The sequence below is a fragment of the Pseudomonas sp. MD330_10 genome (assembly GCF_042610415.1).
Lineage (GTDB): Bacteria > Pseudomonadota > Gammaproteobacteria > Pseudomonadales > Pseudomonadaceae > Aquipseudomonas > Aquipseudomonas rhodesiae.
Map to the genome: position 1 here is coordinate 1 of NZ_JBHGZU010000005.1, position 25,858 is coordinate 25,858.

25 protein-coding genes are annotated in these 25,858 nt (G+C 61.3%); 14 read left to right on the forward strand and 11 right to left on the reverse strand.

What is annotated here, in order from left to right; all coding sequences use genetic code 11:
• From ACFZPT_RS09390 to ACFZPT_RS09400, 3 genes are all read right to left on the reverse strand, one after another.
• A partial coding sequence (locus tag ACFZPT_RS09390) for a hypothetical protein (protein ID WP_379555274.1) occupies window positions 1-228 on the reverse strand: 228 nt, incomplete at its 3' end.
• An 82-nt stretch (window positions 229-310) separates the two neighbouring features.
• Window positions 311-1,804 carry a CoA-acylating methylmalonate-semialdehyde dehydrogenase gene (locus ACFZPT_RS09395; RefSeq protein ID WP_379555273.1) on the reverse strand — a complete coding sequence of 498 codons (1,494 nt, stop codon included), beginning with the start codon at window positions 1,802-1,804 and terminating at the stop codon, window positions 311-313.
• Between the two features lie 39 nt (window positions 1,805-1,843).
• Window positions 1,844-3,193 (reverse strand): aspartate aminotransferase family protein, encoded by a 1,350-nt coding sequence (locus tag ACFZPT_RS09400; RefSeq protein WP_040265109.1) that lies wholly within the window; start codon window positions 3,191-3,193, stop codon window positions 1,844-1,846.
• Window positions 3,194-3,317: 124 nt separating this feature from the next.
• Between ACFZPT_RS09400 and ACFZPT_RS09405 the strand changes: the two genes are divergently transcribed.
• The 6 genes from ACFZPT_RS09405 (at window position 3,318) to ACFZPT_RS09430 (ending at window position 9,339) form a co-directional block, all read left to right on the forward strand.
• The gene (locus tag ACFZPT_RS09405; RefSeq protein WP_034095736.1) at window positions 3,318-4,238 is read left to right on the forward strand and encodes a LysR family transcriptional regulator; all 921 of its coding nucleotides are present in this window, start codon (window positions 3,318-3,320) and stop codon (window positions 4,236-4,238) included.
• 88 nt (window positions 4,239-4,326) lie between these two features.
• On the forward strand, window positions 4,327-5,721 hold the full coding sequence (locus ACFZPT_RS09410) for a uracil-xanthine permease family protein (RefSeq protein WP_034111625.1): 1,395 nt from the start codon (window positions 4,327-4,329) through the stop codon (window positions 5,719-5,721).
• A gap of 87 nt (window positions 5,722-5,808) precedes the next feature.
• A complete protein-coding gene (locus ACFZPT_RS09415) occupies window positions 5,809-6,468 on the forward strand; it encodes a TetR/AcrR family transcriptional regulator (RefSeq protein ID WP_034095734.1) in 660 nt (219 codons plus the stop codon).
• Between the two features lie 12 nt (window positions 6,469-6,480).
• On the forward strand, window positions 6,481-7,062 hold the full coding sequence (locus tag ACFZPT_RS09420; protein WP_047881369.1) for a YigZ family protein: 582 nt from the start codon (window positions 6,481-6,483) through the stop codon (window positions 7,060-7,062).
• 57 nt (window positions 7,063-7,119) lie between these two features.
• On the forward strand, window positions 7,120-7,806 hold the full coding sequence (locus ACFZPT_RS09425; protein WP_034111622.1) for an SDR family oxidoreductase: 687 nt from the start codon (window positions 7,120-7,122) through the stop codon (window positions 7,804-7,806).
• 174 nt (window positions 7,807-7,980) lie between these two features.
• Window positions 7,981-9,339 carry an 8-oxoguanine deaminase gene (locus tag ACFZPT_RS09430; protein WP_099312887.1) on the forward strand — a complete coding sequence of 453 codons (1,359 nt, stop codon included), beginning with the start codon at window positions 7,981-7,983 and terminating at the stop codon, window positions 9,337-9,339.
• Between the two features lie 34 nt (window positions 9,340-9,373).
• Here the strand turns inward: ACFZPT_RS09430 and ACFZPT_RS09435 are convergent, their stop codons facing one another.
• A complete protein-coding gene (locus ACFZPT_RS09435; protein WP_034111618.1) occupies window positions 9,374-10,465 on the reverse strand; it encodes a calcium:proton antiporter in 1,092 nt (363 codons plus the stop codon).
• Between the two features lie 193 nt (window positions 10,466-10,658).
• On the opposite strand from ACFZPT_RS09435, the gene ACFZPT_RS09440 reads away from it, so the two are divergent.
• Window positions 10,659-11,612, forward strand: a complete 954-nt coding sequence (locus tag ACFZPT_RS09440; RefSeq protein WP_034095729.1) for an adenosine deaminase — start codon at window positions 10,659-10,661, stop codon at window positions 11,610-11,612.
• Between the two features lie 49 nt (window positions 11,613-11,661).
• Here ACFZPT_RS09440 and ACFZPT_RS09445 read toward each other — a convergent pair whose 3' ends face one another.
• The 3 genes from ACFZPT_RS09445 to ACFZPT_RS09455 all read right to left on the reverse strand — a co-directional run bounded on the left by ACFZPT_RS09445 (window position 11,662) and on the right by ACFZPT_RS09455 (window position 14,887).
• Entirely contained in the window at window positions 11,662-13,032 is a 1,371-nt protein-coding gene (locus tag ACFZPT_RS09445) for an MFS transporter (RefSeq protein WP_034095728.1), read from the reverse strand.
• A gap of 101 nt (window positions 13,033-13,133) precedes the next feature.
• Window positions 13,134-13,823: a helix-turn-helix transcriptional regulator gene (locus tag ACFZPT_RS09450; protein WP_034095727.1), complete on the reverse strand. Its 690-nt coding sequence runs from the start codon at window positions 13,821-13,823 to the stop codon at window positions 13,134-13,136.
• Between the two features lie 134 nt (window positions 13,824-13,957).
• Window positions 13,958-14,887: a LysR family transcriptional regulator gene (locus tag ACFZPT_RS09455; protein ID WP_034095726.1), complete on the reverse strand. Its 930-nt coding sequence runs from the start codon at window positions 14,885-14,887 to the stop codon at window positions 13,958-13,960.
• A gap of 104 nt (window positions 14,888-14,991) precedes the next feature.
• Here ACFZPT_RS09455 and ACFZPT_RS09460 point away from each other — a divergent pair, with 104 nt between their 5' ends.
• The 3 genes from ACFZPT_RS09460 to ACFZPT_RS09470 all read left to right on the forward strand — a co-directional run bounded on the left by ACFZPT_RS09460 (window position 14,992) and on the right by ACFZPT_RS09470 (window position 16,642).
• Complete coding sequence (locus tag ACFZPT_RS09460; RefSeq protein ID WP_099312888.1) at window positions 14,992-15,285, forward strand: putative quinol monooxygenase; 294 nt, start codon at window positions 14,992-14,994, stop codon at window positions 15,283-15,285.
• A gap of 24 nt (window positions 15,286-15,309) precedes the next feature.
• Window positions 15,310-16,323 (forward strand): zinc-binding alcohol dehydrogenase family protein, encoded by a 1,014-nt coding sequence (locus ACFZPT_RS09465; protein WP_034095724.1) that lies wholly within the window; start codon window positions 15,310-15,312, stop codon window positions 16,321-16,323.
• Window positions 16,324-16,468: 145 nt separating this feature from the next.
• Window positions 16,469-16,642 (forward strand): hypothetical protein, encoded by a 174-nt coding sequence (locus ACFZPT_RS09470; RefSeq protein WP_167389858.1) that lies wholly within the window; start codon window positions 16,469-16,471, stop codon window positions 16,640-16,642.
• Between the two features lie 9 nt (window positions 16,643-16,651).
• On the opposite strand, the gene ACFZPT_RS09475 is transcribed toward ACFZPT_RS09470, so the two are convergent.
• Window positions 16,652-17,845 carry a multidrug effflux MFS transporter gene (locus ACFZPT_RS09475; protein WP_034111610.1) on the reverse strand — a complete coding sequence of 398 codons (1,194 nt, stop codon included), beginning with the start codon at window positions 17,843-17,845 and terminating at the stop codon, window positions 16,652-16,654.
• Window positions 17,846-17,930: 85 nt separating this feature from the next.
• On the reverse strand, window positions 17,931-18,122 hold the full coding sequence (locus tag ACFZPT_RS09480) for a heavy-metal-associated domain-containing protein (RefSeq protein ID WP_034095722.1): 192 nt from the start codon (window positions 18,120-18,122) through the stop codon (window positions 17,931-17,933).
• Between the two features lie 148 nt (window positions 18,123-18,270).
• On the opposite strand from ACFZPT_RS09480, the gene ACFZPT_RS09485 reads away from it, so the two are divergent.
• The 3 genes from ACFZPT_RS09485 (at window position 18,271) to cueR (ending at window position 21,317) form a co-directional block, all read left to right on the forward strand.
• A complete protein-coding gene (locus tag ACFZPT_RS09485) occupies window positions 18,271-18,651 on the forward strand; it encodes a hypothetical protein (RefSeq protein WP_034095721.1) in 381 nt (126 codons plus the stop codon).
• 66 nt (window positions 18,652-18,717) lie between these two features.
• On the forward strand, window positions 18,718-20,919 hold the full coding sequence (locus tag ACFZPT_RS09490) for a cation-translocating P-type ATPase (protein ID WP_047881374.1): 2,202 nt from the start codon (window positions 18,718-18,720) through the stop codon (window positions 20,917-20,919).
• Window positions 20,916-21,317: a Cu(I)-responsive transcriptional regulator gene (gene cueR / locus ACFZPT_RS09495; RefSeq protein WP_034095719.1), complete on the forward strand. Its 402-nt coding sequence runs from the start codon at window positions 20,916-20,918 to the stop codon at window positions 21,315-21,317. The genes ACFZPT_RS09490 and cueR overlap by 4 nt, the downstream gene beginning before the upstream one ends.
• 757 nt (window positions 21,318-22,074) lie before the next feature.
• Here the strand turns inward: cueR and ACFZPT_RS09500 are convergent.
• Window positions 22,075-22,974 (reverse strand): PA4780 family RIO1-like protein kinase, encoded by a 900-nt coding sequence (locus ACFZPT_RS09500; RefSeq protein WP_034095704.1) that lies wholly within the window; start codon window positions 22,972-22,974, stop codon window positions 22,075-22,077.
• 135 nt (window positions 22,975-23,109) lie between these two features.
• Window positions 23,110-24,387, reverse strand: a complete 1,278-nt coding sequence (locus tag ACFZPT_RS09505) for an acetyl-CoA C-acetyltransferase (RefSeq protein ID WP_034111606.1) — start codon at window positions 24,385-24,387, stop codon at window positions 23,110-23,112.
• Between the two features lie 117 nt (window positions 24,388-24,504).
• Here ACFZPT_RS09505 and ACFZPT_RS09510 point away from each other — a divergent pair, with 117 nt between their 5' ends.
• Complete coding sequence (locus ACFZPT_RS09510; protein ID WP_099312997.1) at window positions 24,505-25,857, forward strand: 3-oxoacyl-ACP reductase; 1,353 nt, start codon at window positions 24,505-24,507, stop codon at window positions 25,855-25,857.
• Window position 25,858 lies beyond the last annotated feature (1 nt).

A 25,858-nucleotide genomic window follows, 5' to 3' on the forward strand; every position in this document is an offset into this window, starting at 1 on the left:
CGCTGCTGTCAACACCTCTTTTTCTCCGCTTTCGATCGAGAAGATCGAAACGTTAATAGAGCCAAACAACACTGCTCCACCAACTCCTTCTGGGCTTCGATGAACTGAAGCGATCCGCTGTCGAATCTTGCGTAACTCTTTGTTTACCAAGGAGTTTTCCGTTTCGACTGCGCCGGAAGTGGGGCGAATTATAGACTTCTGGAATCTGCCGTCAACCACTATTTTCATATTTCTGTCGTACTGGTCAAAAAACGCCCCAAAGCACGAAAGCCGGCCCTAATGGGCCGGCTTCCCGCCTAGCCAACGAGGGCTAAAGGCTGGGAAAAGCAAACTGTGACGCTTCATGACTGGCCCGCTGCGGCCAACGCTGGGTAATCGCCTTGCGCCGAGTGTAAAAGCGCACACCATCCGGCCCATACGCATGCAAGTCGCCAAACAGCGATCGCTTCCAGCCACCAGAGCTGTGATAAGCCACCGGCACCGGCAGCGGAACGTTCACACCCACCATGCCCACTTCGATTTCGTCACAGAACAGACGTGCCGCTTCACCATCACGGGTGAAGATACAAGTGCCGTTGCCATACTCGTGATCATTGATCAGTTGCATCGCAGCTTCCAGGCTGTCTACCCGAACCACGCACAACACCGGCCCAAAGATCTCTTCTTTATAGATACGCATCTCAGGGGTTACGCGATCAAACAGGCTACCGCCGAGGAAGAAGCCCTGCTCATGACCGGCAACACTCAACCCGCGACCATCGACCACCAGCTCAGCGCCGGCACCCACGCCGTCTTCTATATAGCCGCTGACCTTGTCCCGCGCCTGCCCAGTGACCAACGGCCCCATATCCAGGCCGCAAGAGGTGCCTGCGCCAATCTTCAATGCCTTGACCTGCGGCACCAACTTGGCAATCAAAGCATCGGCGACCTGGTCCCCCACGCACACCGCCACCGAGATCGCCATGCAACGCTCGCCGCATGATCCGTAGGCAGCCCCCATCAAGGCACTGACCGCGTTATCCAGATCGGCGTCCGGCATCAACACCGCATGGTTCTTCGCTCCGCCCAGCGCCTGTACACGCTTGCCGCGTTTGGTCGCTTCGGAATAGATGTACTCAGCAATCGGCGTCGATCCTACAAAGCTCAATGCTTTTACTTCAGGCGCTTCGATCAACGCATCCACCGCCCCTTTGTCTCCGTGCACCACACTGAGGACGCCTTTGGGCAGACCGGCTTCTTGCAACAGTTGTGCGATCAGCAGCGTCGAGCTTGGATCGCGCTCCGAAGGTTTGAGAATGAAGCAGTTGCCGCAGACGATCGCCAACGGGTACATCCACAAAGGCACCATCGCCGGGAAATTGAACGGCGTAATACCGGCCACTACACCCAGGGGCTGGAAGTCTGACCACGCATCAATGTTCGGCCCAACGTTACGGCTGTATTCGCCCTTGAGAATCTCCGGCGCCGAGCACGCATACTCGACGTTTTCGATCCCGCGCTTGAGCTCGCCGGCGGCATCTTCCAACGTTTTGCCATGCTCCTCGCTGATCAACTGCGAGATGCGGGCTTCGTTCTGCTCCAGCAATTGCTTGAAACGAAACATCACCTGAGCGCGCTTAGCCGCCGGCGTATTGCGCCAGGCCGGAAAGGCCGCCTTCGCTGAGTCGATTGCACGCTGGATAGTTTCACGGCTGGCCAACGGCACTTGGTGAATCACCTGGCCGGTGGACGGGTTATACACATCAGCGCTGCGACCGCTGTCATTGACCAACTCGCCATTGATCAAATGCTGGATAAGGCTCATGCAGGGCTCCTGAAAAGTTGTTCTATATAGAAGGAGAAATCAGTCGATTTTGTTCAGCACGTCGCCGACCGCGTCGAACAAGCGATCCAGGTCCTGCGGCTTGCTGTTGAAGGTTGGCCCGAACTGCAGCGTGTCGCCACCGAAGCGCACGTAGAACCCCGCCTTCCACAAAGCCATGCCGGCCTCGAATGGACGCACAATGGCGTCTCCGTCACGCGGGGCGATCTGGATCGCGCCGGCCAGGCCATAGTTGCGAATGTCGATTACGTTCTTGCTGCCCTTCAAACCGTGCAGCGCATTCTCAAAGTGCGGAGCGACTTCGGCTACGCTCTGCACCAGGTTTTCCTTCTGCAATAGGTCCAACGCCGCCAGGCCCGCCGCGCAAGCGACCGGGTGCGCCGAGTAGGTGTAGCCGTGGGGGAACTCCACTGCGTACTCCGGCGTCGCCTGGTTCATGAAGGTTTGATAGATCTCGCTGCTGGCAATCACTGCGCCCATGGGGATCGCGCCGTTGGTGACTTGTTTGGCGATGCACATCAAGTCCGGGGTCACACCAAAGCTGTCCGCACCGAACATCGAGCCGGTGCGGCCGAAACCGGTGATCACTTCATCGAATACCAGCAGGATATTGTGCTGATCGCAGATCTCGCGCAGGCGCTTGAGGTAACCCTGTGGCGGCACCAGCACGCCCGCCGAACCGGCCATCGGCTCGACGAACACCGCGGCGATGTTCGACGCGTCATGCAGCTCGATCAACTTGAGCAACTCATCTGCCAAGGCGATGCCGCCCTGCTCAGGCATGCCGCGGGAAAACGCATTGCTTGCCAGCAAGGTGTGCGGGAGATGGTCAACATCCATCAGCGCCTGGCCAAACATCTTACGGTTACCGTTCACACCGCCAAGGCTGGTGCCGGCGATGTTCACCCCGTGATAACCCCGTGCGCGGCCTATCATCTTGGTCTTGGTGGCCTGGCCTTTTAAGCGCCAGTAAGCCCGCACCATCTTCACCGCGGTGTCGGCGCACTCGGAGCCAGAATCGGTGAAAAACACATGATTGAGGTTTCCGGGGGTCAGATCGGTAATCTTTTCCGCCAGTTGAAAGGACAGCGGATGACCATATTGGAAGCCCGGCGAGTAGTCCAACGTGCCCAATTGCTTGGCCACCGCTTCCTGAATTTCTTTGCGGGTGTGCCCGGCGCCGCAGGTCCACAGGCCTGATAACGAATCGTAGACCTTGCGCCCCTTGTCATCCGTCAGCCAGCTACCCTCTGCGGCCACGATCAGGCGTGGATCGCGCTGGAAATTACGGTTAGCGGTATACGGCATCCAATGCGCATCCAACTTGAGTTGGCTGGCCAGGGACGAAGGGGCGTTTTCAGGCATATTCATCAGCAAAACCTCGCAGGGCAAAAGGCAGCGTCGGGATTGAAAGCGTTCTTGCAGCTAAATTGCCATGGCGATAAAGTCGGTGAAATCCAACTTTTCTAACCTTCAGTCAGGGCTTCACTAAACTATGAGCATCCGTCGTCCCGATCCCCTGGCTCAAGTCAGCGACTTTGATATCCGCTTATTGCGCATCTTTCGCAGCGTGGTGGAATGCGGCGGGTTCTCGGCGGCAGAAACCGTGCTCGGCATCGGGCGCTCGGCCATCAGCCAGCAAATGAGCGACCTTGAACAGCGGCTGGGATTGAGGCTCTGCCAGCGTGGCCGCGCGGGGTTTTCGCTCACGGAGGAAGGGCGCGAGGTGTACCAGTCGGCCCTGCAGTTGTTGAGCGCGCTGGAAAGTTTTCGCACCGAGGTCAACGGCCTGCACCAGCACTTACGCGGCGAATTAATCATCGGTCTCACCGACAACCTTGTCACCCTGCCTCACATGCGCATCACACACGCCTTGGCACAATTGAAGGAACGGGGCCCGGACGTGCAGATTCAGATCCGCATGATCGCACCCAACGAAGTGGAGCAAGGCGTACTCGACGGCCGCCTGCATGTGGGAGTTGTGCCCCAAGCCAGCGCGCTGTCCGGCCTGGAATACCAGCCGCTCTACAGCGAACGTTCGCTGCTTTACTGCGCAGTCGGTCATCCGCTGTTCTATGCCGACGACAAAGCGCTGGACGACACCCGCATCGATAGCCAGGACGCAATCGCCCCGACCTTTCGCCTGCCCGCAGACATCCAGGCTCACTACCAGGCGCTCAACTGCACCGCCAGCGCGTCGGACCGCGAAGGCATGGCGTTTCTGATCCTCACTGGTCGCTATATCGGCTATTTACCTGATCACTACGCCAACCTATGGGTACAACAAGGCCGACTGCGTGCGCTGAAACCGGCTACACGTTTTTACGATTTGAGCCTGGCATCGGTCACGCGCAAGGGCCGTCGCCCTCATTTGGTGCTGGAAAGCTTTCTCGACAGCTTGGCTGCAACACGCTAAATCGGGCCTCGGCGCAAAAGCTGAGCAACTGGACAGCTTTTTGCAAGGGCATCAGGACCTAGAACCGTCCGCCTTGAGTTTGCCCGCCATGCCACCAGAATCCTCCAGCCCCAGCGACCTGATCTACGGTCTCAACGACCGCCCAAAACCCGCCCCCGCCCTATTGGCCGCCTTGCAGCATGTGTTGGCCGCCTTCGTCGGTATCATCACTCCGCCGCTGATCATCGGCTCCACCCTCGGCCTTACCGCGCATTTGCCCTACCTGATCAGCATGGCGTTGATGGTTTCCGGTGTGGGCACCTTCATCCAAGCGCGTAGGCCGTTTGGTATCGGCGCCGGAATGATCTGCCTGCAAGGCACCAGCTTTGCGTTTCTCGGCGCGGTGCTGTCAGCCGGTTTTCTGGTCAAGCAACGCGGCGGCAGCCCGGAAGACATCATGGCGATGATCTTCGGCGTGTGCTTTTTCGGCGCGGCCGTGCAGATCGTCCTCAGCCGCTTTATCGGGCAGTTGCGCCGGGTAATTACGCCGCTGGTCACCGGCATCGTGATAACGCTGATCGGCATCAGCCTGATCAAGGTCGGCATTACCGACCTGGGCGGCGGTTTCAACGCCGCCGATTTCGGCGCTCCGACCAACCTGGCATTGGGGCTGTTCGTGGTGCTAACGATCATTCTGCTCAATCGCTCGAACACACCGTGGGTGCGGCTTTCGGCGATTATCATCGGCCTGGCCCTGGGCAGTCTGGCGGCCTGGTTCAGCGGCAAACTGGTGCCTCAGGCCTTGCCGGACTTGCCTCTGGTCAGCTTGCCGATACCGTTTCGGTTTGGTTTCAACTTCGACTGGAGCGCTTTCCTGCCGATTGCGCTGATCTATCTGATCAGCAGCATCGAAACTGTCGGCGACCTGACTGCCAATTGCATGATCGCCCGCCAACCCATCAGTGGCCCTTCCTATATAAGCCGGCTCAAAGGCGGCGTGCTGGGTGACGGGGTGAGCTGCATGATCGCCGCCACCTTCAGTGCGTTCCCCAACACTACCTTCGCGCAGAACAACGGGGTGATCCAACTCACCGGCGTCGCCAGCCGTTACGTCGGCTTATATATCGGCGTGGTGCTGTTCTGCCTCGGTTTGTTTCCGCTGATTGGGGCCGTGCTGCAGCAAATCCCCAAGCCGGTATTGGGCGGCGCGACCCTGGTGATGTTCGGCAGTGTCGCCGCCGCCGGGGTGCGCATCCTCGCGCAGGCGCCACTGGACCGGCGCAGCATGCTGATCATCGCAACTTCGTTCGGCGTCGGCCTGGGGATCGCTGCCCAGCCAAACCTGCTACACCTGATGCCCGCGCTGATACAGAATCTGTTCGATTCCGCCATCACCAGCGGCGGCCTGACCGCGATTGTGTTGTGCGTGCTATTGCCGGAGGCCAAAACCCCCGGCGCCGCCGTAAACCACGCAACCGAAAGCGACACGCTGGAGCCGCTTTGACGGTTTTATTGCATCGGGACTTGTCTGGGGCTTGAGGGTGGGTTATCTGTGCACACGTCGTCTCTATCGATCAGCACGGTAATCTCCATGAGCCTCGAAGTTCCTGCCCACAGCCACCACGCCGGTAAGCCCGCCAGCCGCATCCGGCAAAAGAACGAACAAGCGATTCTCCAGGCTGCTGAGGATGAGTTCGCGCGCCATGGCTACAAGGGCACCAGCATGAACACCATTGCTGCCAGCGCCGGGCTGCCCAAGGCCAACTTGCACTACTACTTCACCAATAAACTGGGCCTGTATATCGCGGTGCTCAGCAATATCCTTGAGCTATGGGACAGCACCTTCAACACGCTGACCGCCGAGGACGATCCCGCCGAGGCCCTGACCCGCTACATCCGCACCAAGATGGAGTTCTCACGGCGCCAGCCCCAGGCCTCGCGGATCTTCGCCATGGAAATCATCAGCGGCGGCGAATGCCTCACAGAATATTTCAGCCAGGACTACCGCGCCTGGTTCAGCGGGCGTGCGGCGGTGTTCCAGGCCTGGATCGACGCCGGCAAAATGGACCCCGTGGACCCCGTGCACCTGATCTTCCTGCTGTGGGGCAGCACCCAGCACTACGCCGATTTCGCTACCCAGATCTGCCGCGTCACCGGGCGTACGCGCCTGACCAAACAAGACATGGAAGACGCCGGCACCAACCTGATCCATATCATTCTCAAAGGCTGCGGCATCAAGCCGGCCCTCTAGACGAAGCAACTTATGCCTTTCACGCTCACCGGCCTTTGCGAGTTTCGTGAAGAGATACGCAAAAGCCGCTTTATCACCCTCGCTGTGCCGATCACCAGCCCACAGGACGCCCAGGCGTTTTTTCAGGAGCACAGCGTTCTCGATGCCACGCACAACTGCTGGGCCTGGAAATTGGGCGATCAATACCGCAGCAACGACGACGGCGAACCCGGCGGCACGGCCGGGCGACCGATCCTGGCCGCCATCGAGGCCCAAGGTTTTGACCAGGTCGCCGTGCTGGTCATCCGCTGGTACGGCGGTATCCAACTGGGCACCGGTGGGCTTGCCCGTGCCTATGGCGGTGGCGCGAATAAATGCTTACAAAACGCCGAGCGCATCGAGCTGATCAGCCGCGTGCCGTTGCGTTGTGCGTGCGGCTTCTCCGAATTGAACCTGGTCAAACTGCGCGTGGCCGAATTGGGCGGGCTGGTGGTGGAAGAAACCTTCACCGCCAATGGTGTCGAATTGCATCTGGCCCTGGGGGAAGCGCAGATCGAAACCCTGCAAACCCAGCTCGCAGACTTGAGCCGTGGCCGCATCCTCCTGCAACGCTGAAACTGCTACTGTTGTGCGCTGAATCTCCCTGAACCGCGATTTCAAAGGAAGCCTTTCATGTCTACGCCAAAAACCGCACTGATCATCGGCGCCTCCCGCGGGCTGGGTCTTGGCCTGGTCAAGCAACTGCTCCAGGACGGCTGGGACGTGACCGCCACCGTGCGCGATCCGAGCAAAGCCGATGCGCTGAAAGCCGTTGGCCCGGTGCAGATCGAGAAACTCGACATGGACGATCAACAAGCCGTGATCGCCCTGAACCAGCGCCTCAAAGAGCGCACCTTCGATCTGCTGTTCATCAATGCCGGCGTCAAAGGCCCGGACAATCAGGAACCCGGCCACGCCACCCTGGCCGAAGTCGGCCAGCTGTTCTTCACCAACGCCGTAGCGCCGATCAACCTGGCCCAGCGTTTTGTCGGGCAAATCCGCAAAGACAGCGGTGTGTTGGCGTTCATGAGTTCGGTGCTGGGCAGCGTCACCATTCCCGACGGCTCGGAGATGGCGCTGTACAAAGCCAGTAAGGCTGCGCTCAATTCCATGACCAACAGCTTTATCACCCAATTGGGCGACCACCGGCTAACGGTGCTGTCGATGCACCCGGGCTGGGTCAAAACCGACATGGGCGGCGAAAACGCCCATATTGATGTCGATACCAGCGTGCGTGGTCTGGTGGATCAAGTGAATGCCTTCGCCGGCAAAGGTGGCCATCATTTCGTGGACTACAAAGGCGACACAATCGCCTGGTAAGTACACACGAAAAAAATGTGGGAGGGGCTTATCCCTCCCACACAAATCAATCCGCTTTCCTACAAACCGAACTCCACGTACTCTAGCCCCTCGCCCCCACCGGCGACCCTGGATCAGCAGACAGGGCAACACTGAGCTGGCAAACCTGAACCCATCATTCAGAGGAGCCGGCCAATGCCTGCGACCCGTATCTGGTTAAAAAACCCCCTCGCGATTTTCACTGCCAATGGCCTCGATGCCCGTGGCGGCCTGGTGCTGCAAAACGGTGTGATCGCCGAAGTGCTATCGGCTGGCCAAGTCCCTGCGCAACCTTGCGAACAGGTCTTCGATGCCCGTGAACATGTGGTCCTGCCGGGCCTGATCAACACACACCATCACTTCTACCAGACCCTCACCCGTGCCTGGGCGCCGGTAGTCAATCAGCCGTTGTTTCCGTGGCTGAAAACCCTTTACCCGGTATGGGCGCGGCTGACCCCGGAAAAACTCGCCCTGGCCAGTAAAGTAGCATTGGCCGAGCTGTTGCTGTCCGGCTGCACCACTGCGGCCGACCATCACTACTTGTTCCCCGACGGCCTGGAACACGCCATCGATGTGCAAGTGGACAGCGTGCGCGAACTGGGCATGCGCGCCACGCTCACCCGCGGCTCCATGAGCTTGGGCGAAGCCGATGGCGGCCTGCCACCGCAGCAAACCGTGCAACAAGGCCAAGTGATCCTGGACGACAGCCAACGCCTGATCCGCGCCTACCACCAGCGCGGCGACGGCGCGCAGATCCAGATCGCCCTGGCACCCTGCTCGCCGTTTTCAGTCACGCCGGAAATCATGCGCGCCAGTGCCGAATTGGCCACTCAACTCGATGTGCGCCTGCACACCCATCTGGCCGAAACCCTCGACGAAGAAAACTTCTGCCTGCAGCGCTTCGGCCTGCGCACGGTGGACTACCTCGACAGCGTCGGCTGGCTCGGCCAGCGCACCTGGCTGGCCCACGGCATTCACTTCAACCCGGATGAAATCGCGCGCCTGGGCGAGGCCGGTACCGGTATCTGTCACTGCCCAAGCTCCAATATGCGCTTGGCTTCGGGCATCTGCCCGACCCTGGACCTGATCGCCGCCGGCGCGCCAATCGGCCTGGGTGTGGACGGCTCGGCCTCCAACGACGCGTCGAACATGATCCTCGAAGCGCGCCAGGCCCTGTATATCCAGCGCTTGCGTTATGGCGCGCAGCACATCACCCCCGAAGGCGTGCTCGGCTGGGCCACTAAAGGCTCGGCGCAGTTGTTGGGGCGTACGGATATAGGCGAGTTGGCCGTTGGCAAACAAGCCGACCTGGCGCTGTTCAAGCTGGATGAGCTGCGCTTTTCCGGCAGCCATGATCCGATCTCGGCGCTGCTGCTGTGCGGCGCGGACCGAGCGGATCGGGTGATGGTCGGCGGGCAGTGGCGAGTCATCGACGGGCAGGTGGAAGGCCTGGATCTGAAAGGCTTGATTGCCGATCACAGCCAGGCGGCGCGGGCGTTGATCGCCGGGAGCTGATCCCGGCGTCCTCACCCACCTTACGCTGCTGCGCTTACAGGCCCAGCAGCGACAACATGATAAACGTCGCAAACAGCACAAAGTGGGTCATCCCTTCGATGGCGTTTGTTTCGCCATCGTTGAGGTTGATCGCGCTGACGATCAGCGTGATAAACACCATCACGGTTTGCACGGGGGTCATTGCCATCTGGAACGGCTGGCCGGTGTAGAGCGCCATGGCCTCCATTACCGGCACGGTCAGGATCACTGTTGACAACGAAGCACCCAACGCGATGTTGACCACCGACTGCATACGGTTGGCCAACGCGGCGCGCAATGCCGTCAGAATTTCCGGCGCCGCCGAAATCGCCGCCACCACAATCGCCGTCACTACCGGCGGCGCGCCCGTGCCTTCCAGGCCAAGGTCGAGAGTCTTGGACATGACCTCTGCCAACGCACCAATCACCACCACACCGAACACCAAAGTGCCAATGGAAAACGCCAGGCTGACCGGCGGCGCTTCCGCGTCTGCCGGCAACTGCTTACGGCGTTTTTCCGGGTAGCTGTAACTGAAGAAGTAACTGTGCGGCCCCACCTGCATCCTCAGGAACAAGGTGTACAGCACCACCATCGCGCCGATGGTGAAGGCCGAGTAAATTTTCCAATCGCCTCTGGGGATAAATTCCGGCACCACCATCGACACGCCCATGGCGGTGAGGATCATCACGCTGTAGGTCCGCGCAGAATCGTCGTTGTAGGACTGTTCACCATGCTTGATCCCGCCCATCAGCGCAGCGAGGCCAAGGATGCCGTTGATGTCGAGCATCACCGCCGAGTAAATGGTGTCGCGCACCAGGGTCGGTGAAGGTTCGTTACTCATCATGATCGCCAGGATCACCACCTCCACCAGCACGGCCGCGAGGGTCAGGATCATAGTGCCGTAGGGGTCGCCGACTTTTTCCGCCAGTTGCTCGGCGTGGTGGGCTACACGCATCGAAGCCATCACGATAAACGCGATCAGCGCCAGCCCCGCGAGCAGCGCCACCATTTGCCCGCTGTGCAGCATCCAATGCTCCAACGGATAGGCGGCGATGGCGGCAATCAGCGCCAGCAGCATGAATTTTTCTTGCTTGAGGGATGTGAGCATTCCGGGCCTTTTAATGCGGCAAATCAGTCATTGATGGGGTACAGACTGCGCCACGCCGCTAACGTTTCGTTACACCTTAGTTCACGTCGCCCTTGCGCGAATAAAACGAATACTCTCCTGCTGGTCAGGTTTTGCCGATTATTTCAGCCATGGCCTGTAGAATGCGGCGATTGCACCTGATGAGAATTTAGACATGTACGATTGGCTCAACGCCCTGCCCAAGGCCGAACTGCACCTGCACCTGGAGGGTTCGCTGGAGCCTGAGCTGCTGTTTGCCCTGGCCGAGCGCAATAAAATCGCGCTGCCGTGGAACGACGTCGACACCCTGCGCAAGGCCTACGCCTTCAATAACCTGCAAGAATTTCTCGACCTGTACTACCAGGGCGCCGATGTGCTGCGCACCTCCCAGGATTTTTACGACCTTACCTGGGCCTACCTGCTGCGCTGCAAAGCCCAGAACGTGATCCACACCGAGCCGTTCTTCGATCCGCAAACCCACACCGATCGTGGCATCCCGTTCGAGGTGGTGCTGAACGGCATCGCCGCCGCGCTCAAAGATGGCGAGCAGCAATTGGGCATCACCAGCGGTTTGATCCTCAGTTTCCTGCGCCACCTGAGTGAAGCAGATGCCGAGAAAACCCTGGACCAGGCCCTGCCGTTCCGCGATGCGTTCGTGGCCGTTGGCCTGGACAGCTCGGAAATGGGCCACCCGCCAAGCAAGTTCCAGCGCGTGTTCGATCGCGCACGCCATGAAGGCTTCCTCACCGTGGCACACGCCGGCGAAGAAGGCCCACCGGAATACATCTGGGAAGCCCTCGACCTGCTGAAAATCCAGCGTATCGACCACGGCGTGCGCGCCATCGAAGACGAGCGCCTGATGCAGCGCATCATCGACGAGCAAATTCCGCTCACCGTGTGCCCGTTGTCCAACACCAAGCTCTGCGTGTTCGACGACATGGCCCAGCACAACATCCTCGACATGCTTGAGCGGGGCGTGAAGGTGACGGTGAATTCGGATGACCCGGCGTACTTCGGCGGTTATGTCACCGAAAACTTCTATGCACTGTATGAATCACTGGGCATGACCCAGGATCAGGCCAAACGCCTGGCCCAGAACAGCCTGGATGCGCGCTTGATCAAGCCGTAACGAAAGAAGGGAGGGTGCTTGCACCCTCCCTTCTTTTGCGCAGCGGTTTTCAGGCTTCGGCCAACTCTTCCAACGTTTTGCCCTTGGTTTCCATCCCAAATACCCACACCACCAGCGCCGCCACCGCAAAACATAGCGCGCCCAAGGCAAATACTCCGCCCTGCCCGGTCACCGGAAACACCAGCCCGGTCACCAACGGCCCCAGCAACGAACCGACCCGGCCAATCGCCGAGGCAAACCCGGACCCGGTCGCCCGCGCCGACGTGGGGTACAACTCCGGCGTGTAGGTGTAGAGCACCGCCCACATGCCAAACAAAAAGAACTGCATCAACAGCCCCGTGGTGATCAGCAAGCCGACATTGCCGCCAAACACTGCACTCTGCCCATACAGAAACGCCATCAAGCCGCCACCGAGCAATGTCACCACACACACCGGTTTACGCCCCCAGCGCTCGACCAACCAGGCCGCCATCAAAAAGCCGGGGATCCCGCCCAGGGAAATGATCACCGTGTAGTACACCGATTGGGTCACCGCGAAACCGGACTGCTGCAACAGCGCGCTCAGCCACGAGGTCAGCCCGTAGAAACCGAGCAGGGCAAAGAACCAGACGCTCCAGATCATCAGCGTGCGCTGGCGATACTGCGCGGACCACAATTGCTGGAATGCCGAAAAGAAATTCCCCGGCACGCTCTGCACCCGTGGCAGGCGAATCGGTTCCGGCAAGTCGGTGCGGCCCAGGGAGGTACGCACTTTGTTCTCGATCCCAATCAGCACCTTGTCCGCTGCGTCATGGCGGCCGGCCTGTTCCAACCAGCGCGGCGATTCGGGGATGAAAAAACGGATTGCCAACACAAACACCGCCGGCACCGCCAACACCAGGAAGATGTCACGCCAGCCGATCACCGGCAGCAGGAAATACGACAGCACCCCCGCCGCCACAAAGCCCAGCGGCCAGAAACCATCCATCAACGCGATATAGCGCCCGCGCGCCTTGGCCGGGATCAGCTCGGACAGCATCGATTGCGCAATCGGAAACTCCATGCCCATGCCGATCCCCAGCAGGATACGAAACAGCGTCAATGTCTCCACGGTCTGCGCCGTGGAACACAGATAGCTGGCCAAGCCCCACAGCACGATGCTCCACTGAAACACCGGCTTACGCCCGAAGCGATCGGCGAGCATCCCGGACAACGACGCCCCCACCACCATGCCGAAAAAACTCGAACTGGCGAGCAACCCCGCCTGGGCGGTGCTCAGCCCGAACTCGGTTTTGATCGAGCCCAACAGGAAGGTCATCATCGCAAGATCCATGGAGTCAAAAAAAAACGCCAAGGCAATGATGATAAAAATCACTCGGTGGTAACCGCTGATGGGTAACCGTTCGAGGCGTTCCGCTGCGCTAAAACCTTGCATACCCATGCCACCCCCCCAGTAAGAAAAGCCCGAGGACGAGTGTGCGGCATGCTTTTTCCAGATTTTTGCTGGATGCGACCTGATTAAAACTCTCAACGACGCCACGACTATTCAGGCGCAGCCAGGCGGTCGATTTCCTGCTGCCCGATCTCACTGACCTGTAGCGCCTGGGAATCATTGATCAGGCTGACCCAGTTCGATTGCAGAAACAATTGCAGCAACCCCGCCCCCAGCGCACCGCCCAAGTGCGGATGCTGCTGACTCCAGTCGAAACAATCGCAGGTCAGCGGCGAGCTTAGTGCCTGGGTGAAAATGCCCAAGTTCGCCAGTTGCTGGGCCCCCTTGACGGTGACATCGGTGCGTTGTTCATAACGCTCGATCCACCTCGCCTCCATCATGCGCTCGTACAACCCCGCCGCCAGCTCGCCGCCGAGATGGCCGTGACACAGTCGCGCCCGACGCAGTGACGGCGGCGCCAACAGCGTCGGTTCCGGCGAACAGGGCGCGGCACGGGCGGCACTGGCCAGGGTGGTACTGGCCAACGCATCGATGGCGAGGCTGACATCGGCGGCGGCCACCCGAAACAGACGCTTGCCACGCCGCGCCTCGGCCCGTAGCAAGCCACTGCCGGTGAGCCGCGCCAAATGCGCATTGGCCGACGCTGGCGAGAGCCCGGTCAACCTGGCGAGTTCTTCTGAAGTCTTAGCGGAGCCGTCCATCAAAACCCAGAGCATGGCGGCGCGTTTCGGCTCGGCGAGCAAGCCGGCGATCTGACTGATACAAGGTGCTGCTTCCATCGGTTCACTCCCTGTTAAATCACTTTTCTGCTGCGGTTGGCGCCAAAGTATAGGTGCGCCATGGGCCGGTTCCGCGGCGTCTGACAGCGCGAATAGGGACAGAACATGAGTGAAATTTCTGGCTGTGGTGGAGGCTATTGCCCAGCCCCTGCTGGCTCCGGCATTTGCGCGGTCAAGTTCGCACAACGGGTGACCAGCATGTCCCGCAGCAAGTTGACGGGTTTGCTCAATTGCGCCCGATGGGCACACAGCAGATTGAGCGGTGTGGGCTCGCCGCGCAGCTCTGGGAGGATCAAGCGCAGGCGCCCGGCGAGCACGTCGGTGCTCACATCCAGCCAGGATTTGTAGGCAATGCCCACCCCGGCCACCGCCCAGCGCCGCACCACATCGGCGTCGTCGCTGAAACGGTCGCCGCTGACCGTCAGACTGATGTCGCGCTTACCGTCGCGAAACGCCCAATGGTCATGCACGCGGCTACCGAGCATGTACAGCAGGCAATTGTGCTGAGCCAGTTGTTCCAGGTGACGGGGTTCGCCGTGACGCGCCAAATAACTGGGGGCGGCGCATAGCACACGCACGTTGCTCGGCGCCACGGGCAGCGCCACCAGGCTGGAGTCCTCGGGTTCGCCGTAGCGCAGGGCGATATCCACCGGTTGGCGAAACAGGTCGGCGATTCGATCACCCAACAACAGGCGCACGTTGAGCTGCGGATGTTCACGCTGGAACTCATCCAGCCAGGGCAGTAATTGGTTACGGCCAAAGTCCGACGGTGCCGAGAGTTGCAGCACGCCGCTGACATGGTCCTGACCGCTGGCCAGCAAGCGCCGGCCCTCATCCAAGGAACCCAACGCAGCTCGGGCATACTCCAGAAACCCTTCGCCCTCGGCGGTCAAGCGCAGGCTGCGGGTGGAGCGCGCCAGCAAACGCGCGCCCAACTGCTGCTCAATGCGCTTGAGCGCCGCACTGGCCACCGCCGGCGACAGGTCCATCACCCGCGCCGCTGCCGACAGGCTGCCCAAGTCCGCTGCTCGTACAAACAATTGCAAATCATCGAAGCGCAGCATTATCAAAATTCCGTTGAAACAGCCCTCTGTTTTAGCCGCTTTTATGATGGCGGGAAATAGCCAATCATCAGCCCACCCCGTGTTTAACGTGCCAGGAGTCGCTTATGTCCGCTGCCTTTAACGTGATCGCCACGCTGATCGCCAAACCTGGCCAACAGGCCGCCCTGGAAACCCTGCTGCGCAGTCTGCTTGAACCCACACGCCGTGAAGACGGCTGCGAGCAGTACGACCTGCATCAGGACCAGCAACACCCCGGGACCTTCTACATGCTCGAACGTTGGCGCGACGACGCAGCCCTGGCCGCCCACGACCAGAGTGCGCATATCCAGCACTTCCGCGCCGAGGCGGCGCAGGTACTCGAACATTTCGAACTCAAACGCCTGAATTTTCTCGCCTGATCACCGCTATTTTCCGGAGCCTCCATGAAAGCCATTGCCTACTACGCGTCACTGCCCATCAACGATCCCCTGTCCCTGCAAGACATCGAATTGCCGGCCCCCGTCGCCGGCCCCCGCGACCTGCTGGTAGAAGTCAAAGCCATCTCGGTCAACCCGGTGGACACCAAAGTGCGCCAGAACGTCGCCCCCGAACACGGCGCTGCCAAGGTGCTGGGCTGGGACGTCGCCGGGGTGGTCAAGGCGGTCGGCAGCGACGTGACCCTCTTCAAAGCTGGCGACAAGGTGTTCTACGCCGGCTCCCTGACCCGCCCGGGCGGCAACAGCGAACTGCACACGGTGGACGAACGCATCGTCGGGCATATGCCCAAGAGCCTGAACTTTGCCGAAGCCGCCGCGCTGCCGCTGACCGCTATCACGGCCTGGGAACTGCTGTTCGAGCGCCTGCAGATTCGCGAGGGCAAGGAAGATGAAGGCCAGAGCCTGCTGATCGTCGGCGCCGCCGGCGGTGTGGGTTCGATCCTCACCCAACTGGCCCGGCAACTGACGGCATTGAAGGTGATCGGCACCGCGTCGCGCCCGGAAACCCAGGCATGGGCCAAAGCACTGGGCGCCCATCGGGTGATCGACCACAGCCAGCCGCTGAGCCAAGCCTTGCAACAGGCCGGCGAAGCGCAAGTGACCCATGTCGCCAGCCTGACCCAGACCGAGCACCACCTGGATCAGTTGGTCGAAGCGCTGCAACCTCAGGGCAAGCTCGCGCTGATCGACGACCCCAAGGCACTGGACGTCAGCAAGCTCAAGCGCAAGAGCCTGTCGCTGCATTGGGAGTTTATGTACACCCGCTCGATGTTCGAGACGCCGGACATGATCGAACAACACCACCTGCTCAATCGCGTGGCTGAACTGATCGACGCCGGCACGCTGGAAACCACCGTGGGCGAGCACTTCGGTGCGATCAACGCGGCCAATCTGCGTCGGGCTCACGCGTTGCTGGAGAGCGGCAAGGCCAAAGGCAAGATCGTGTTGGAAGGTTTCTGAAACAGGTCTGTAGGCGTCGTCTGTTACTCGTGTGAGTGATGGACGACGCCGCTAGTCAGACAGTTGACCTTTGTCATATTTGCGAGCGCATTCGGGTTTATATTGGCCGCCTTTGCCACGATTCTTTTACGTGAGGAAGTCAGCAATGAAGATCCTGATAAAAGCGTTAGCAAAATCTCAATGGGAGGTCCGTCTGGACCAGAGAACCATTACCTTCCGCAGTGAAGCCGAGGCCCGCGCCTTTGCCGAGACCCTGCAAGCGCGCATTCAGGCGCCGCACAATTTCCGGGTCAACCAGCAGCGCGCCGCCGCTGGCTGACCCCCTCGGTCAGCCCTGCGCCTGCACGGCCCTGGCCCGTTGCAGGCGCAAGGTCGACATGGCCACTGTCACCGCCAATAGCCCGCACAAGCTGATGACCATCGCCATCGGCATCGCTGTGCCATCGTGCAACGCCCCCACCAACGACGCCGCCCCCGCCGCCACGCCGAACTGAATACAACCGAGCAATGCCGAAGCACTACCGGCCCGCGCACCCTGGCCTGCCATAGCACAGGCCGAGGTGTTAGGCAGTATGCAACCCAGGCTGGCGATACAGATAAACAGCGGTATCAGCAGAGGCCACAACGCTTGGGTGCGCAGCGCGGCCACTCCCAGCAGCGTCAGCGCCGCCGCCACGTACACCCACACTGTGCGCGACAGCAAAAATGCCGGGCCACGTTTGGCTAACAGTCGGGCATTGAGCTGAGCCACCAGGATAAAACCGGCGGCGTTGGAGCCGAACACCCAGCCGTAATGCTCGGCTGGCACGCCGTAGAGTTTGATAAATACGAAAGGTGAACCGGCTATGTAGGCAAACATTCCGGCAATCGACAGCGCACCGGTGAGGGCATAGCCGAGGTAGACCCGGTCCGACAGCAACCCGAGATAACGACGCAGCGAGCCGGACAATGGCTGGCGCGGTTGGTGGGCCGGGAAAGTTTCCGGCAACCCTACCGCCACGGCGACTGCCGCCATCACGCTAAAGATCGACAACGCCAGGAAGATCGACTGCCAGCCCCACAACCCCACCATCAAGCCACCGGCCAGCGGCGCGAGGATCGGCGCCAGGCCGGTCACCAGCATCAGTTGGGAGAACACTTTGGCCGAGCCCACGGCATCGCATTTGTCGCTGACCACCGCGCGGGAAATCACCATGCCCGCGCAGCCACCCAGGGCTTGCACAAAGCGCGCGCCGATCAGCCATTCCAGGGACGGCGCAAAGGCACAGGCGAAGGAGGCCAACGTAAACAGGGTCACGCCGCTGAGCAGCGGCCCGCGCCGACCGAAACGGTCTGCCAGGGGGCCGTAGATCAATTGGCCGATAGCCAGGCCGGCGAAATACACCGCCAAAGTCAGTTGGATATGTTTTTCATCGGTGGCAAACGCGGTGGCCATCGCCGGAAAACCCGGCAAGTAAAAATCGATCGCCAGTGGAGCGAAGGCGCTCAGGGCACCCAGGATCAGAATTATGCGAAGGTTCATCAGGCACCCAAGTGAGTCGGCAGCCCGACAGTCTAGCCGTGCTTGGGTGCCTTGAACATTACGATAGCTCGCTAACTATTAAATTTCAGACGACGCTGTAGCCTTCCTCCTTGATCAGCCCGGCAATCGCTTCACGGCTCAGCTGGCTCTGCACGCTGACCTGCTTCGCCGCCAGGTCCACCTTCACTTCGGCTGTCGGGTCCTGGCTCTGTACCGCTTGGGTCACCGCTTTGACGCAATGGCCGCAGGTCATTCCTTCCACAGTGAATACTTGCATGACATGACTCCTTTGATGAGGTTGGACCCAGTCTCGACCTTGCCACGATGGCAAGGTCAAGTTCCTGAGAAATCGGCCGGGCTGGTATTCGGCGGCCACGTCGGCCAAGCTTCAACTTTCTCAAGCTGTGAACCACGGAGTACTCGCCATGCGCTGGTCGTTTTTTGGCCTTGTGGGCCTGATGAGCTTGTCTGCCGCCGCGCCCCAGGCCCTGGCCGCAGAAGACTATGCGGTGCTGATCATTTCCCGGGAACGCCTGGAAGTGCCGACCAATTGCGAGATTGGCCTGTACCTCAACGACCAGTTGGCCGGCCGGCTGTTCCAAGAGCAGTCCACCTCGTTCAACTTGCCGGCGGGTAACCTGTCGTTGCGCCTCAAGTTGCTGCCGGGCCAGGCGCCGGGCTGCTTGCCGGGTCTGCTGGCACCGCCGGCGCAGAACATCACGTTGAAGGCCGGAGACGTACGCAAACTGCGGATCGCCCAAGGCCCGGACGGCATGTACCTCAAGCCTGCGGCATTGGAATACTGAAGGCGCTTGACCTTACCCACAGGACAAGGTTGATCCTAGGGGCCACTTCTCTTGGAGGATTGCCCCATGAATGGAACCACCACCTTTGACCTGCCCATCGGCGGTATGACCTGCGCCAGTTGCGCCGGGCGTGTCGAGCGCGCGCTGGGCAAGGTGCCGGGGGTGCAGAGCGTCAGCGTCAACCTGGCCAATGAACGTGCCCACGTCGAAGTCCTCGGCCAGATGGACCCCAGCGTGCTGATCGCCGCCGTCGACAAGGCCGGTTACAGCGCCAGCCTGCCGCAGACCGAAACCCGCACCGCCGCCGATCAAGCCCAGCGCCTGCACCGCGAGCGCTGGGCCTTGCTGTTGGCCATCGTGCTGGCGCTGCCCCTGGTGCTGCCGATGCTGGTGCAGCCGTTCGGCCTGCATTGGATGCTACCGGCCTGGGTGCAATTCGCCCTGGCCACCCCGGTGCAATTTATCCTCGGCGCACGCTTTTACGTGGCCGCCTGGAAAGCCGTGCGCGCCGGAGCGGGCAATATGGATTTGCTGGTGGCCATCGGCACCAGTGCCGGTTACGGCCTGAGCCTGTACGAATGGCTCAACGCCCCCGCTGGCAGCATGCCGCACCTGTATTTCGAAGCCTCCGCAGTGGTGATTGCCCTGATCCTGCTGGGCAAATACCTGGAAAGCCGCGCCAAGCGCCAGACCGCCAGCGCCATCCGCGCCCTGGAAGCCCTGCGCCCCGAGCGCGCCACCCGCGTGCGCGATGGCCATGAACAAGAGGTGGCGATCAACGCCCTGTCCCTCAACGACGTGGTCAGCGTCAAACCCGGCGAACGCTTCCCGGTGGACGGTGAAGTGATCGAAGGCCAGAGCCATGCCGACGAAGCCCTGATCAGCGGCGAGAGCTTGCCCGTGCCGAAACAACCGGGCGATAAGGTCACCGGCGGCGCCATCAACGGTGAAGGCCGCCTGTTGGTGCGCACCACCGCGCTGGGCGCCGAGAGCGTCCTGGCGCGGATCATCCGTTTGGTAGAAGACGCCCAGGCCGCCAAGGCGCCGATCCAGAAACTGGTGGATAAAGTCAGCCAGGTGTTTGTGCCGACCGTGCTGGTGCTGGCGCTGATCACGCTGGTGGGCTGGTGGCTGTACGGCGCGCCGCTGGAAACCGCCATCATCAATGCGGTCGCGGTGCTGGTGATCGCCTGCCCATGCGCCCTCGGCCTGGCCACGCCGACCGCGATCATGGCCGGCACCGGCGTCGCCGCGCGACACGGCATTCTGATCAAGGACGCCGAGGCCTTGGAACGTGCCCATGAAGTCAGCGCCGTAGTGTTCGACAAGACCGGCACCCTCACCTCCGGCACGCCAAAAATCGCGCATATGATCGCGGTGGATGGCGATCAAGCCCAACTGTTGCAACAAGCCGGCGCGCTGCAACGCGGCAGCGAGCACCCATTGGCCAACGCAGTGCTGGAAGCCTGCGCCGAACAGGGGCTGAACGTTGCCGATGTCAGCGCCAGCCAATCCCTGACCGGGCGCGGTATCGCCGGCACCCTCGATGGCCGGCCACTGGCCTTGGGCAATCGCCGCCTGCTGGAAGACAGCGGCCTGAACCCTGGCGATCTGACGCAAACCGCTCAGACCTGGGAGGCCGAAGGTCGCACGTTGTCCTGGTTGATCGAGCAAGGCGGGCAACCGCGGGTGCTGGGGCTGTTCGCATTTGGCGACACCCTCAAGCCCGGTGCGTTGCAGGCCGTGGGGCAGCTCACGGCTCAAGGCATCAGCAGCCATCTGCTCACCGGCGACAATCGCGGCAGTGCGCAGGTGGTGGCGCAGGCGCTGGGCATCGACGATGTGCATGCCGAAGTGCTGCCCGCCGACAAAGCCGCCACCGTCGCCGCGCTGAAAAAAACCGGCGTGGTGGCGATGGTCGGCGACGGCATCAATGACGCCCCGGCCCTGGCGGCCGCCGATATCGGCATCGCCATGGGCGGCGGCACCGATGTGGCCATGCATGCCGCCGGCATTACCCTAATGCGCGGCGATCCGCGCTTGGTGCCGGCCGCGCTGGAGATCAGCCGCAAGACCTACGCCAAGATCCGCCAGAACCTGTTCTGGGCCTTTGTGTATAACTTGATTGGCATTCCCCTGGCGGCCTTCGGCCTGCTCAACCCAGTGTTGGCGGGCGCGGCGATGGCGTTGTCCAGCGTCAGCGTAGTGAGCAATGCCTTGCTGTTGAAAACCTGGAAACCCAAGGATTTGGAGGATCGACACCCATGAACATCGGCCAAGCCGCCCGTCAGAGTGGGCTCAGCGCCAAGATGATTCGCTATTACGAATCCATAGGCCTGCTGAAAGCGGCTCACCGCACCGACAGCGGCTACCGCGTGTACGGCGCGGAGGACCTGCATACGTTGGCGTTTATCAAACGCTCGCGGGATCTGGGGTTTTCACTGGAAGAGGTCGGCAAACTGCTGGCCCTGTGGCAAGACCGCCACCGCGCCAGCGCCGACGTAAAAGCCTTGGCGCGCCAGCATATCGACGAGTTGAATCAGAAGATCCTGGAACTGGGCCAACTGCGCGACACCTTGCAGGACCTGGTGGAACACTGCCAAGGCGATGATCGGCCCGATTGCCCGATCCTCAAGGAGCTGGCGTCCGGCTCTTGCTGCTCCTAAGGCCATACGCAAAACCAATGTGGGAGAGAGCTTGCCCGACAGCGGTGGATCAGCCAGCCGTTGCGGTGAAACGCTGCCATTGGGGCATAGGTATCCTCAAGTCTTAAAGGCGGACACATAACGCTGTGGTGAGCAGGCTTGCCCTGCGCTGGGGCGCGGAGCGGCCCCCTCTCCGTACACTGTGGCGTATCAGGCAAAACCGGTTGTCAGGTTTCAGGGCCGCTTCGCAGCCCAGCGCAGGGCAAGCCTGCTCACCACAAAAAATCTCACTTTCTCAGGTTATGTTTTCTACCGAAGATGTGTAGATACCTGTGACGCCGGGGCAAGTCGAATCGTTGCACCGCCCCTCCCACCTGTTGATCTGCATGCAGCCGCAGAATATTGCATCCCAATGTGGGAGAGAGCTTGCCCCACAGCGGTGGGTCAGCCAGCCGTTGCGGTGACTGAAACGCTGCCATCGGGGCATAGATATCTTAAAGTTTTAAAGGCGAACACATAACGCTGTGGTGAGCAGGCTTGCCCTGCGCTGGGGCGCGGAGCGGCCCCCTCTCCGTACACTGTGGCGTATCAGGCAAAACCGGTTGTCAGGTTTCAGGGCCGCTTCGCAGCCCAGCGCAGGGCAAGCCTGCTCACCACAAAAAATCTCACTTTCTCAGGTTATGTTTTCTACCGAAGGTGTGTAGATACCTGTGCCGCCGGGGGCAAGTCGAATCGTCGCACCGCCCCTCCCACCTGTTGATCTGCATGCAGCCGCAGACTATTGCATCCAAGGCGGCGGTGGCGGTTCGTCGGGGACTTTGCTCGACGGCGCGTCATCCGCCGCCCGAATCGCCTGGCGACGCTCTTCATCGAGCCGCGCCGCTTCGATCTCGCGGATCACACCACCCACGTCCGCCAGTTCTTCCGGCTCGTCGAATTCACCGGTCAAGACGCTGCCAGGGTGCAAGGTGCCGGCTTCATACAACGCCCACATTTCCTTGGCGTACTTGGTTTTTTTCAACTCCGGGGCGAAGCGTCCGAAGTAGGAAGCCATGTTGCCCACATCCCGCTCCAGCATGCTGAATGCGTGGTTGTTGCCCGCCGCATCCACCGCCTGGGGCAGGTCGATGATTACCGGGCCGGTCGGCGTGAGCAGCACGTTGAACTCGGACAGGTCACCGTGCACCAGGCCGGTACACAGCATCAGCACGATCTGGGAAATCAGGAAAGCGTGATACTCGCGGGCTTGATCCGGCTCCAGCACCACGTCGTTCAGACGCGGGGCGGCATCGCCATACTCATCGGCCACCAGCTCCATCAGCAGCACGCCTTCGAGGAAGTCATACGGCTGCGGCACGCGCACACCGGCACCGGCCAAGCGGAACAACGCCGCGACTTCGGCGTTCTGCCAGGCGTCTTCGGTTTCCTTCTTGCCGAACTTTGAGCCCTTGGCCATAGCGCGGGCCTGGCGGCTGTTACGGACTTTACGGCCTTCCTGGTATTCGGATGCCTGACGAAAACTTCGTTTGTTCGCCTCCTTGTAAACCTTGGCGCAACGCAATTCGTTGCCGCAGCGCACCACATAAACAGCTGCTTCTTTCCCACTCATGAGTGGGCGCAGCACTTCGTCGACCAGACCGTCTTCGATCAGGGGTTCAATGCGTTTAGGAGTCTTCATCAGCTTTTATTGTGGGTCCTTTGTTACCAAATACGCGTATGGCACTCGTTATACGGCAATCGGCTCGCGGGTGGGAGAGGCGACTGATCTTTGCCCGTTTAAGAATGCAACCAATAGGCCAATTCCGGGGCGCCGTTAACGCTCAATGATCGCGCTCACCCCTTGCCCGCCGGCGGCGCAGATCGAGATCAGCCCACGGCCCTTGCCCGCCGTCTCCAACAACTTGGCCAAGTTGGCAACAATGCGCCCGCCGGTGGCGGCAAACGGATGCCCCGCCGCCAGGGAGCTGCCTTTGACATTGAGTCGGCTGCGGTCGATGGCGCCCAACGGCGCGTCGAGGCCCAGGCGGGTCTTGCAGTAATCGGCATCTTCCCAGGCCCTGAGTGTGCACAACACTTGGGCGGCGAAGGCTTCGTGGATCTCGTAGTAATCGAAGTCCTGCAGCGTCAGACCGTTCCTGGCCAGCAGGCGCGGAACCGCATACACCGGCGCCATCAGCAAGCCTTCGGCGCCGTTGACGAAATCCACCGCAGCCGCTTCGCCATCGCGCAGGTAAGCCAGGATCGGCAGGCCACGTTCCTGAGCCCACGCCTCACTACCCAGCAGCACCAGGGAGGCGCCATCGGTCAGTGGCGTGGAATTGCCGGCGGTGAGGGTGCCCTTCTCGCTGCGTTCAAAGGCCGGTTTGAGGGCGGCGAGTTTCTCCAGCGTCAGGTCGGGGCGTAGGTTGTTGTCGCGAGTCAGGCCCAAAAACGGCGTGATCAGATCGTCGTGCCAGCCTTCGGCGTAGGCGGCGGCCATTTTCTGATGGCTCTCAAGGGCAAGTTGGTCCTGTTCGGCCCTGGGGATCTGCCAGGTCTGGGCCATCAATTCGCAGTGCTGGCCCATGGACAGGCCAGTACGCGGTTCGCCATTGCGCGGCAGCTCAGGCTTGAGGTGATGGGGACGAAGTTGTAACAGGACTTTTAATTTATCCGCCATCGACTTACTGCGATTGGCCTGCAGCAGGATCTTGCGCAACCCCTCATTCACACCGATCGGCGCGTCGGAAGTGGTGTCCACGCCGCCGGCAATGCCGCATTCGATCTGGCCCAGAGCGATTTTGTTGGCCACCAGCAGCGCCGCCTCCAGCCCGGTGCCGCAGGCTTGTTGGATGTCGTAGGCTGGGGTTTGCGGCGACAGGCGCGAGCCCAGCACGCATTCGCGGGTCAGGTTGAAATCCCGCGAATGCTTGAGTACCGCACCGGCGGCCACTTCGCCCAGGCGCAAGCCGTGCAGGTTGTAGCGTTCGATCAGACCTTCCAGGGCGGCCGTCAGCATCGCCTGGTTGCTCGCAGTAGCGTAGGGGCCATTGGAGCGGGCGAAAGGAATGCGATTTGCGCCAATGATCGCTACACGCCGCAATTGAGTCATGGAAAGCTCCCTGTGTGTGATGGGCCGGCCGCCGTGGCCTGGAAGGATAAGCCTAGTCGAACGACTGCTACCCTGGGATGGTCAACCCTTTGAACCCCAGCCTTCGGAGAGCGTTCCATGTCTGACCGTTATATCGACTTCGCCAACTCCAGCCTCGGCCAGCGCCTGGTCGCCGCCATTGGCCTGCCGTCGCCGGGACGCCTGGAACGCTGGCAGGCCGGGCGCCTGCGGCCGGTCGAGGGCGCCTTGCTGCTCGGCGGCGGCGCACTGGCGGCCCAGGTGCTGCCGTTCGCCAACAAACTCACCGATGCCATTTACAGCTATGGCGCCGAACCGCTGGACGCCCCCACATGGATCCCCGGCCATGGCCCCAAGCTCAAAGCGGTGGTGTTCGACGCCAGCGGCCTGCAGCACACCGATTCGCTCAAGCAACTGCGCGAATTCTTTCAGCCGCTGCTGAAAAATCTCGACCATAGCGCCCACCTAGTGATTCTCGGCCGCGCCCCGGAAAGCCTCAGCGATCCGTTTGCCGCCAGTGCCCAGCGCGCCCTGGAAGGCTTCAGCCGCTCCCTGGCCAAAGAACTGCGCAATGGCGGCGTGTTGCAGTTGCTGTATGTCGGCGACGGCGCCGAGACGCAACTGGAAGGCGCGCTGCGCTTCTTCCTATCGCCGAAGAGTGCCTACATTTCAGGCCAGGTGATTCGCCTGCAAGCCTGCGCTACCCCAGTGGAGGACTGGACCCGCCCCCTGGCGCGGCGCAAGGCCCTGGTCACCGGCGCCGCCCGTGGCATCGGCGCGGCCATCGCCGAAACCCTGGCCCGCGACGGTGCCGAGGTGATCCTGCTCGACGTGCCCCAGGCCAAGGCCGATCTGGAAGCCCTGGCCGCACGCCTGGGGGCGCGCACCGTCATCCTGGATATCTGCGCCGAAGACGCTGCCACGCAGTTGATCGAACACCTGCCCGAGGGTCTCGACATTCTGGTGCATAACGCCGGCATCACCCGCGACAAGACCCTGGCCAATATGACCCCGGAATATTGGGATGCCGTGCTGGCGGTCAATCTGAATGCGCCGCAAGTACTGACCAAAGCCCTGCTAGACAGCGGCACACTGCGCGACAACGCCCGCGTGGTGCTGCTGGCCTCCATCAGCGGCATCGCCGGCAACCGCGGGCAAACCAATTACGCGGCGAGCAAGGCCGGTTTGATCGGCCTGGCCGAAGCCTGGGCGCCGTTGCTCAAGGCGCGAGGCATCAGTATCAATGCCGTCGCGCCCGGGTTCATCGAAACCCAGATGACCGCGCATATTCCCTTCGCCCTGCGCGAAGCCGGGCGGCGCATGAGTTCGTTGGGCCAGGGCGGGTTGCCTCAGGACGTCGCCGAGGCCGTGGCGTGGCTAGGCCAGCCGGGCTCCGGCGCGGTCAGCGGGCAAGCCCTGCGGGTGTGTGGGCAAAGTCTATTGGGAGCGTGAG